Source organism: Pirellulaceae bacterium, from assembly GCA_029243025.1.
In the GTDB taxonomy this organism is placed as follows: Bacteria; Planctomycetota; Planctomycetia; order Pirellulales; family Pirellulaceae.
Genome location: JAQWSU010000012.1, coordinates 1 through 11,217 on the forward strand (window position 1 = coordinate 1; position 11,217 = coordinate 11,217).

Here is an 11,217-nt window from a genome sequence, read left to right on the forward strand (position 1 = left end):
AGATCTTGCCTGAAAACTGCCGCGTCGCCCACCCTCTCACAGTAGAACTGCTTGCAGTAAACAATCTCCCTTTGACCTCTCCAACGATCATCAAGAAACAACCATCCAAGACCAACAAGAATATGAAACTGCTAATCGCAACACTGATCGCACTATCGTTTCTAGGAAATTGGGCCAACGCCGATGAACGTCCCAATATTCTGTTCTGTATTTCAGACGATCAAAGTTACAGTCATACCGGTGCCAATGGAGACCCAGTCGTCCAGACACCGGCCTTCGATCGGATTGCTCGTGAAGGTCTGCGCTTCACTCGCGCTTTTTGTGACGCGCCGACATGTGGCCCTTCGCGATCAGCAATTCTCACTGGGCAGCACATCTGGCGGTTGGAAGAGGCTGGAAACATTCACAGCACGCTGCCAGCAAAATTTGCAACCTACACGGAGCTGCTGGCAGAAGCAGGATACTCGATCGGTTACACGGGCAAGGGATGGAGCCCCGGTCGACTTGAACCAGGCGGCCGGCAAACCAATCCGGCCGGCCAGCTGTTCAATCGGCGAAAACTCAAGCCACCGTTCCAGGGCATCCGCGCCACAGACTACGCAGGAAACTTTCAGGACTTTCTCGATCAGCTCCCTGAAGACCAACCCTTTTGTTTCTGGCTGGGAACATCCGAACCTCATCGCCATTTTCAAGTTGGAACGGGAAAACGCACGGGCAAGAATCCGGCCAGGGCTGTCGTCCCTCCGATCTTCCCGGATAATGAGATCGTTCGAAACGACATCTTGGATTACCTCGTGGAAGTCGAACATTTCGACCTCATGGTTGCACGGGCAATTGCAGCGCTTGAAGCACGCGGTGAGTTAGATAACACGCTCGTCGTGATTACCAGTGATCACGGCATGCCATTTCCGCGTGCGAAGGCCAGCCTGTACGATGCGGGTTCTCGCGTGCCGCTGGCCATCCGCTGGCCACAGGGAATCCAACAGTCCGGCCGAGCCGTCCGAGCCTTCGTCAACCTCAGCGATCTGGCTCCAACCTTTCTCGAAGCAGCAGGTCTGGAGCCACCATCGGCAATGACCGGCCGCAGCCTGATGGACACTTTCGGAAGAAAACTTGCACTCAAACGCGATGTGGCCTTCATCGCCATGGAACGTCACGACGGCTGCCGCAAGGGCGGCAAGGGATATCCGTGTCGGGCGATCCGGACAGAAGACTATCTTTACATCTACAACTTCGAAGCAACACGCTGGCCGTCCGGTTCTCCAGACCGAACCGTCTGCGCTCGATCCATTCCGTTCGGCGAAATCGACAGCTCACCAACAAAGACATTCATGATGGAACATCGAGAGGAACACGGTGTCGCTCGTCTGGCTGAGCTGGCATTCGGCATGCGGCCGGTCGAAGAACTCTATGAACTCAGAACCGACCCGCATCAAATGGTCAATCGAGCCGGAACGATCGAAATGGCAGAAACGCAAAGATTGCTGCGCAAAAGACTCTTTGATCACCTCCAAAAAACCGACGACCCACGCATCGTCGGTGGCGACGTGGCTTGGGACTATTACCCTTACTACGGAACAATCACCACGCAAGGATGGAGCGTTGATCAGCAGCCTCAGTAGAAACGCTTATCTTCTAGTGACTGCTTTCGCATTCGCCGGGCAGCATGCATCTGTGGATGCCCCGCCTGTAGAAAGCGTTTTCAGTCGTGCTCGCTTGGCAAAAACATCTCCTGCTGATTTTGTTGGCTTGAATCACTACAATGGCGGAACGCTCAAATTCATCCGACAGTTCCGCAAACGGCTAACTGCAGAAAATGTTTCAGCAACTACGCTCATTAAGTACTACCGAGTTACGTAGTGCTTGGATGTTGTTGATTTATGGGTTCGGGAACGCTGGGGCATACGTCGTAGCTCGCGCGGTTGCCGACAGTGCATTTCTCAGTCGAGTGGGTCCCGATCGGCTGCCAATGGTATTTTTGGTAGCGGCGGGAGGCGTCGCACTCGTTTCTGCAGTCTACGGTCAAATTGTGCGCGGAACCCCGTTGCTCAAGACCGTACAAACGACTTTGCTCATCTTGGCGGCCAGTTCCGCAGCGATTCCGTTGCTAGTGCATTCATTTCCCTCGTCCACTCTGGCGATGGCAATCGTTTATCTGCTTGCACAAATACGCGGTAGTCTGGGAACAATCCAGTTCACGATGTTAATCAACGATCAGTTTTCGGGACGCAAGCCTGAACGAATCGTGGGCTTTGTTGCCTTGGGACCGACGATTGCCGGATTCAGCCTTGGACTGACAATCGGCTATTTCTTCCAATCAGCCGACACTATCAACTTGATGTATTTAGCCGCGACGATTGATCTATTGACAGTCATTCCGATCATGTTTTTGCCGAAAATCCTGATGAACCGCGAGGTAATTCACCCCCACGATCGCGACACATCCGCATCCGAAAAACATATTCCGACCCAACAAAACTATGTATTTCATATCGCCCTGATGGTTGCGTTGGGAGTCGTCGTGACGACATTCGTCGAATACCAATGGAAAGTCGAAGCAGCCGTCCAATTCCACCGCGACGAAAACGCGATGGCACACTATTTTGGCTACTTTTACGCCTGGGTATATCTTTCTATCGGGCTCTTGCAGGTGTTTGGAACGAGCCGTCTCTTAGTTCGCCGTCAGGGCGTATTAATCGGTCTAATGGTGCTGCCCGCGGCCCTGTTGACGACCGGAATCTACGCGCTGTCGGCCACCACTCAACGTATGCTGTTCTGGACGATTTCATTTGCCAAGGGTAGTGATGCGCTCAAACGAGCTTTGAACGATCCCACCGTTCAGGTTTTGTATGGACCGATCGGTCCGAGCAAGCGGCATCAAGCCATCACTTTCGTATCGGGGATCACCAAACCTCTCGCTGAGGCAGCGACCGCAATCGGCCTGATCATCCTTTCACCCGTGCTTTCTCCCCAATTGATTTCTATCCCCGTCATACTCTTCTCCATCGGTTGGATTTCAATCAATGTGTGGGTGTATCGGGCGTATCGACAACGATCAAAGAAAGACATCTCCCCAAAAACAAGTTGAATTACGGCCGCACGAACGAATGACAAAATGCAATAGCTGCTTTCTTCATACAATCCACACGATTTATTAACCGTCACTTCACGCAACAAAAGTAGGCTTACCACCGAGACACTATCCAGTGGTACTGAACAAGGAAGCAGTGAATTGTTGACGGATGCACCCACATTGACAGTCGATGCCCCTTCTATCGATAGTGCCGACGAGGAGCCCCGACCCGAAGTAGTCCCGTTTCCCCCAAAGTCCGAGAACTCATTAATGCCTCACCGAATGGTTCATCCCGTCAGTACGACCCAAGATTTTCCGGCTGTTTTCGATTGGCGATTTCTGTTGTTATTCGCCAGTGCTACGGCCCTGGGATTCATATTTGTATAATTCTTGCCATCGTCGTTTCGACGACGAACTCAAAATCCGATTTCGATATCAACCATTCAGATCATCGACTTCCTAATCCTTTCTGAACAAATCGGAATCACGCGATAATCGCTCAGCAGCTCAACTCCTGGCTTAAGCACTTGTCGCAGTCAATCTTCACGCGGAACTGCCGCAGGTTGCTCCCGTGACTGTCTTATCTTGAGCCCGTCGAATTTCCCCGAAGTTTCGTCGGCGTGACCAACAAACCTCCCTAGCCCCCTTTCAGCTTGTAGGCTGCGACCCTTTTGGTTCGCAGCGCTTTTCATACTTCCCGGTTAACACCTGGACTTGATCCGCCGTCTCTGGGAACTGCGGCTGTCACTTTGCCTTGATCATCGGATGCCCCTCGGCAGGCTGATTAGCCGAGAGCATTGCTCAATTGACACGAAAACTTGTGTGTTCGCTTGGCAACCAATGACAGAATCGACCTCGTGCGTGTACGCCCGGAGAGCTCATTTCATCTGACAGCCGACCACTCTGAAGTTTGCTCAATCGTCGCGAAGTTGGCGGGCGAAAGTTACACCGACTTAACCAGGTGCATCCTGAACTTTGCACTCGGGAAGGAATTCGTACCGGGGTTCACCCGGGAGCTGGGTTTTCAACAAGGAAAAACCCTGGGAAATACTTATCTTGCGAGGTTGCGTCTTACTGTACCCCGTCACATCGCCAGGTCGATTTCTAGCTCTCTGATGATGCGTGTTCATCGCAGACGTCGAAAATCGCGCCGGCCTGTCGAATCCCATCTATTCGACAAGCAGCGGAAGCGGTTCCGATTTACCCGGTCTTAGCGACCGATTAGACTTGTAATTGAGCGGTCGTTCTCGGCAAGTCACTCCCAATCAGGCTTCGACATCCGTCCCATTGGCGATTGCCTTACCTTTTTGGACCTCCTGTTCACAGCGATCGCAGCCGTGCTGTTGGAGAAAAAACCAGTATGCCTAACAAAAGCAGGAGGATACCCTCGTGATTATGGACACCTCTTCACGAAAACATCGATTCATCAAGATCGCCAGCCTCAGTGCTTGTTTTCTGCTGATGATCATGACGCCGATGGCGTTCTCGCAGTCAGCCCCCCAATTGCGGCAGTTGTTGCGTCGATTCCCAGCGGCTGACATTAACGGCGATGGCACGTTGACAGTCAAGGAAGCCAGGGCGTTCATGGCTTCCCGACAAGGTGGCAGGAAGGGACAAGGTGGCAGGAAGGGACAAGGCCCGCCTACCGAGTTCTATGTGAACCCCGGTTGGAACAAGGCTCGTTTCCCGGATGATGCAATCTGCTACCGAACGCCGGAAGAAATTCAGCTTATCTACCGTGAGACGTTTCCCAAAGATACCGAACCGGTGTTTCAATTCCCCAAACCTGAGCAGGCACTCCGCATCGTGGCCACGGGGCACAGTTTCATGGGCCCCGGATTTCGAACCCTCCCTGTAATCTGTCGGGCTGCTGGCTTCGAACAACCACTACGGACGCACACGGGCGGCGGGATGACGGGTAGCGCCCGCTACAAATGGGAACAGGAAAACGGGATTTTCGAATTTGCGGGCAAGCCACAGCCCAAGCTACTGGCCGCTATGGCCACGGGCGCTTGGGACGCCATGATGTGGGGACCTTATTACGCTGATCGCCCTGAATATTACACATGCTGGATTGACTTTGGCCTCAAGTACAATCCCGACATGAAATTCTACCTCAGTGATGCTTGGCCCTCCTTGCGACAGATGAGCCCTTCGCCCAAGAGCGAAGACGAATTAAGTGCTGAGACCTTTGTTCGCCTCGCGAATGAGAATCAGGCCAACCTTGAGAAACAGATGGCAATCCTTGATCGCAAATACCCCGACAAGGTTTACATCATGCCCACCTCCGATGCTATGGTGCTGGCGGTTCAGGCCTATTATGACGGCAAGTTGCCAGGCATTGAGGGGATCAACCGTTGGCTGGGTGGCAAGACATACAGTATCTGGAGCGATCAACTCGGCCATCTCGGCCCAGGATTCGACCGACTCGAAGGTTACGTGTTCTACGCCACGATTTACAAGCGATCGCCAGCCCTCATCGAGGGCGAAATCCCCTTTAAACCCACGGTCGACAAGAGGCTTGGTAAGCTCGCCCCTCCCCAGCAAGAAGTGGACCGACTCTTTCGCCGCATCGCCTGGAAAGCCGTCATTAACAACCCGCTCTCCGGCGTCACGGACCGTGACGGGGACGGCATTGGAGATTAGAGGCAGCTAAAAAATGGTATGTGTTGATCCTCCTCCCTTCCTGCTAATTGGAGAGAGAGACAAAATCTGAATCGCGATCGGATTTGATGCTGCTTTAATGCAAGGTGCCATCAGGAGTACCACACCGTTCAAAAAAAGCACCTGACACCTTTGTGGCCTGAGCTTTCGATTGTGACAGCGGCGCAATTCGGTCGCCAGAAAAAAGGCATGGGTCCAATCGGTTTTCGAGACTGACGACAAAATGATGCCGTCAGCTGCGAAAGGCTCCGAAACGATCATCGATTTGACCGAGGTCACTGTACTGGGCAATCGTCTTCACAGGTGTCTGCTCGGACTTGCGATCCGACTTGCTCAGGGGAGACTCATCGTCCGCAAAGATCGTATCGACCAGCATTGGAGATATCAGTTGCTGACGAACCGTTGTGGTAACGATGACAGCCTGGGGACAGCTCGTTTCACAGTCTGAGTCTTTGTCGAGCGTCACGGGGCTCGACAAAATAGCTGCACCGAGATGTTGCGGTTTCCCACGAACGGCATTGGCCTGAGCGTAGCTACCATCGCGAAAGGCGACGACTAAATCAGAAGAGTCAAATTCGCCATCGCAGTTCCAATCACCGGTGGCCCATCCAGAATTTTCCGTTTCGGAGTCCTCATATTGACCTGCTTGAAAAATGAGCACTAGGTCACTGGAATTAAACAACGTATCCAGATTGGCATCGCCCACATTCGTCGCCAAATTTTCCTTCACAAGGAAACGAAAGTCATCCGGATCCATGGCACCGTTGCTGTCGAGATCACCACCGGCGATCGGTTGATGTTTTCGGAGGGCATGACACAGCAAATCAATATCATTCGCATCGACATCCGAATCGCCGTCGAAGTCACCGTTGTTTGTGGGGCCGCTATTGGGTAATCCAAAAGTGGGTATTTGCATTACCTGCAACGATCCGCTGCCGTTGGGCCACCGCCCCCAGGATTTATTGAGATCGGCGGAATCGAACGCTACGTGATCGGCAAAGGCGATTGGACGTCCAGTCGCATCAGCACGGATCAGGCTCGCATCGTCGCCTTCCGATCCTTTGAATCCGAAGGCCAATTGATTCTCATCAAAGACGAGATAAGATTCCGGATCCAATAGTGCCCCGGCCGCTGGAATCGTAAACTTCGTAAGATTAGAGCTATCGGTCAGATACCAGCCGGCGACATCGACGGCTTCATTTCCTCGGTTGTAGATTTCGATGCGATCAACGGTGGGAGTCTCGGTTCTCGTCAGAATCTCATTAATTACGATTGTGTTGGAGATTTCCGCGCGGTCACGCCCGGCACTACCGCCGATCAGCTCGCTCGCCTGCCAGTTCGCCGGATCCTGGTAATCGCCGGCAGCATTCACAATTTCAAGGGAAGCCCCATTCCCGTCTGCCAGTTCAGGCCAATCGTCGGAATCGTCATATTGGAATTGCTGGATTATATCTCCGCCCCCATCGATCATCGTCAGCGTTTCGCCACCGTTACTGAGCTTGCCCTGAAATTCACCGGCCACCTTCACGTCGTCGCCAAACCGACTCTGAAACGCCGCTTGGCTTTTCACGACCACGACATGTTTCCCGGCTTCCAACTGTTCTTCGGTAAAGGTGAATGTAATCCCTTGCGCGTCAGCATCGATGGTGGATTCGACAAGCCGGAGACCTGTCAAATCGATCGATGTTTCTCCGATGTTCTTGATTTCGACAAACTCAAAACTATCGTTATCGGAATCCAATTCACCGAACTCGGTAATCGCAGCATGTGGATTGTAATTGATCTCAGTGATGCGAAGATCCTGTTGAGGATGCGCGTCCTCGCCGCTGAAAATCAGCGAGTCAATTTGGTGATCGTTGGGATCCAGCAGCTGAATCATACCGCCGAAATTCGGGAGCCACCCCTCGTAAGACTGCACAAAATGGCCCGCATTTCCCGAGGGGCTGGTCGCCCGATTGCGGAAAGCCTTGACGTTCGGGCTCAGATAGAGCGTCGTTCCTGCGCGAATAACCGCACCGGAAGATAGCTCTGCATTTACATCTCCTGTAATCTTCCAACCAGAAACGTCCACCGCAAAATCGTTGGGATTCCTGATCGTCAAATACTCTTCATCTTGATTCCCACTAGCCGGATTGAATTCGATATCCGATCCAAACTCGAGAGAAATATCGGAAAGCTGGGCATGAGGAATGCCGACGATGTTTGAAGTGAGAATGACGCCTTCCAGCAACTCAGGCAGCAGCATCAGATCAGAGTTCGAGGCCGAGGAATTGAGAAGATGGATAGCCAGTACGTTGTTGCCTTGTACGACTTGGTTCACGTGCGGAGTGATGGAGAAGTTTTCGAATTCTAACGCCGCGTTGGATGACCGTGAACGCGCACGCGAGTTGTATGACTGAGCACCCTCCGCACGAAGATTGGAACGTGAAACTTCGACCCCGTTCAGGTAGGCGACGAAACCGTCATCGTATTTCATCCTCAGCGTCAATTCTTCGATCTTGGACAGATCGTCAATCGTGAAGGGAATCCGGACGAACAACGAGGTACTGTCGGCAGCGACCTCAGTCGGCTTGACCCGTGTGCGAATCAGATCTTGGTAATTGCGAGGAGTATTCTCATAGCCAACACCCGTTTCTCCGACGCCCCAACTTGCATCGTCGAATGAAGCCGTAATCCAGTCGTTTCCAAGCGAATCATCGGACGGCACAAGGTAGCGAACTGCCGTAAATTGTGGCACGAGGACGGTCGGTTCGTCTGGCTCAAGGTTATCAACACCATGCGTCTCGTAAAGGTGTCTCCGCCGTACCGTGAAGTATTCGTCCTTGATTCGTTGTAGAGACTCGGCAAACTGTTCGTCCTTACCCCAACGCCAAGGATCGGCCCACTTGGCATAATCCAAGGCAACATCATCGGCAAGCAATTCTTCGTAAGCATCCAAGCTGGCTTCGAATTTAAGGTTCGCCACCGGCGTGTCTGGCGGTTGCAGTAGATCATCCATCAGCGACCGAAGACGCCGCAAATACATATCGCGGAATTCAGGAATCTCGTAGAGCGTGTCGATCAGACGATTCCAGGATCGGTTCGCAGGATGCTCTTGATCGCCCACATAGGGATGCGACGGCGAAATCGTCACTCCCGCAAACGTCCGGTCATGGTCCTTATCAGCCCAGATCGTATCATCAAGAATGTTGTCATTGCTCATGTAGTGCAGGCCAAACGTCAGATCAAGATCCCACGGCATGAACATCCATTCGCCACTACCATTGGTGTCGCGGTACAAAAAGTAGTTCTTTTTCATCTGATCGTTGTTCTGAATGAGAACCGTCACCGCGAGATAATTCAAAACGGCAGGAACGTTGACGTTGTCAAAAACGTAATTCCGCAGTTCCTCCCCTTCCAGCCGATTGATTTCCCGAACGAATTCAGAGAGATCATCATTCGATTCGTATTCTCGCGTTTTCTTTTCAACGCTTCCCTTCGCCGAGGTAAATGCATTGAACATCTTGTAGAGGGCACCTTCTGGATCGAGTCCCTCACGACTGAGCAAGTCGGCGTCGGGTTGTTCGATCAGCATCGCCACCGAAAAGAATGTCCCATCGCGTTGGACGCGTACGGGAAAGGCCTCGGATGCCGGTAGGCCAGCCGCATCATAGGTCTCAAAACCGAGATCCTGACGAATGTAGTCTTTGTTCGTGTAGGTGGTGTTTAAATTGATTTCTCGAGTTCGCCCGACACCGTTCGCGAAACGAAAATCATTCGCAGTATTAAAATCAAGCTTATAGCTCTTCTTTGGCAATCCTACTGACGATCCACCCCGAATTCGGACAAACACATTGTCATAGAATTCATCGTCATAGAAGATCGCCGCGCGAGTGCCGCGTGTCGTGTCGGCACGCCCCTCAGTACCCGGTTCTAAGAACCAATCAAGGACGGGCAGTTGACTGGCAACCGTCGCGTCTTTTACCACGGTACCAAAGTATTCGGGGGACTGATCTGTTCCGGATGAATCCAGGAACGCCGGAGCCCGTGACTGTCGCCCGACACTGTCCTGAGTGACCACCCGCCAACGAATCATTTCACTTGGCGATGCTACCTCAGCGGGAATCGTCGCCGTAAAGATTCCATCGGCAGCGATTGCATCACCGGCAACTCCATTGTCGTGCATCGCGATCGTTACTTCATCCGTATACATCACTCGATAAATCAGATCGACAGACGCAATCGGCGCGTATTGCTTGCTGATCTCCGCGGTAATGACGAGCGGCGAATCGTTATCGAGCCTACCAGGGTGTTCAGTCACGTTTTTGAGAGCGGGTCCCGCATTGGAAACGTCGCCCGAATTGCGACCGCCCGGGGTTGGTTCGTTCAGAAAACCAATGAGGGGTGCATGCAATGGTCTGTCTGGTGTGGTGAGCTCAAGGCTCCACCCCTGCAAAATGCCTCCTTCAACCGGAAAGTCGTCGCTAATTTCTAGCGTCCAAATCCCCGCGATCGATTCACCATCGAACGTCGACAGCGCCTCTTCAGGTTGGAATCGGCCGGTGAAAGGCGCAGAGCTCTCAGTAATCGGATCCTCCGCTTCGTCATCCAGGGTTGTCGACCGAAAATTGTCGCTGCTACCTCCTACGTCAGAAAACAAGTCGATTCGAGTTCCAGCAGGGCTGATGAGTGTCACGTCGAGGTCGTCATTCCAGCTGTGGTCGATATCGACCGTGACGTTGACGTCGGTGATCGTGCCGACCAGCGCCAGGTCGATCGTGCTGGTAACGGTCGTGGCTGCCGAATCACTAATTATTTTCGGCACGTCGGTTGCAGTTAGTGGCGACGAGCCCCCCTGGATTCCATAGGAGATGTCGGCAAACTGATGGGGGTACTCACCCCGGTCGCCACCGAATTCAGACAAGAGTTCGAATCGACTGTTGGCTAAAGCCAGATAGCCACCGTTGGGTGACAGCCGAAAGTTGGTATGCAAATCCCCGTTCACATCGGGTTGATCGAATCCTGACGCGTAAACAAGCAGGAGTTCTTCTGCGGCAAGTTGCATCCCCTCAGGGAATTGCCACATATTGAGATTATCGCGGTCATCGGTTAGGAACAGCTCGGAAAGATCCGCCGTTACGTCTCCCCGATTATGCAACTCGATCCAGTCGGACGAGGCGCCATAGCCATCCGTTATGGTCTGTTGATTCGCCGCCATGAACTCGTTGATGACAACGTCCGCAGCGAGCAGGTGCCTTGGTTCGAGCGTTTCGAAGCGTCGTTGCAATCTTGAAGACCCCAATGTCTTGGCGAGAGAAATACCTTTCACGGAAATTCCTTCATGCATCAAAGGGTGCGGCGCACCGGATACGACCGTCGAAAACCGGGCAATCGACAGCATTCCCCCGCGATCCCAGCAAGATCAAGGCTATTGACGTCAGGTTGTGCGCGTTGGCTCAGTGCCCAAATGCCGCGTTAATATCATCGGCGGCGGATAGGAC

Annotated in this window: 4 protein-coding genes; 3 read left to right on the forward strand and 1 reads right to left on the reverse strand. The window is 52.8% G+C overall.

The window, feature by feature from the left end; genetic code table 11:
• From P8N76_05740 to P8N76_05750, 3 genes are all read left to right on the forward strand, one after another.
• Positions 1 to 1,622, forward strand: a 1,622-nt coding sequence (locus P8N76_05740) for a sulfatase (GenBank protein MDG2381156.1), incomplete at its 5' end; no start/stop codon positions are given.
• Between the two features lie 194 nt (positions 1,623 to 1,816).
• On the forward strand, positions 1,817 to 3,088 hold the full coding sequence (locus P8N76_05745; protein MDG2381157.1) for a hypothetical protein: 1,272 nt from the start codon (positions 1,817 to 1,819) through the stop codon (positions 3,086 to 3,088).
• Between the two features lie 1,380 nt (positions 3,089 to 4,468).
• The gene (locus tag P8N76_05750; GenBank protein MDG2381158.1) at positions 4,469 to 5,719 is read left to right on the forward strand and encodes a hypothetical protein; all 1,251 of its coding nucleotides are present in this window, start codon (positions 4,469 to 4,471) and stop codon (positions 5,717 to 5,719) included.
• Between the two features lie 250 nt (positions 5,720 to 5,969).
• Here P8N76_05750 and P8N76_05755 read toward each other — a convergent pair whose 3' ends face one another.
• Complete coding sequence (locus P8N76_05755; GenBank protein ID MDG2381159.1) at positions 5,970 to 11,045, reverse strand: lamin tail domain-containing protein; 5,076 nt, start codon at positions 11,043 to 11,045, stop codon at positions 5,970 to 5,972.
• Positions 11,046 to 11,217 lie beyond the last annotated feature (172 nt).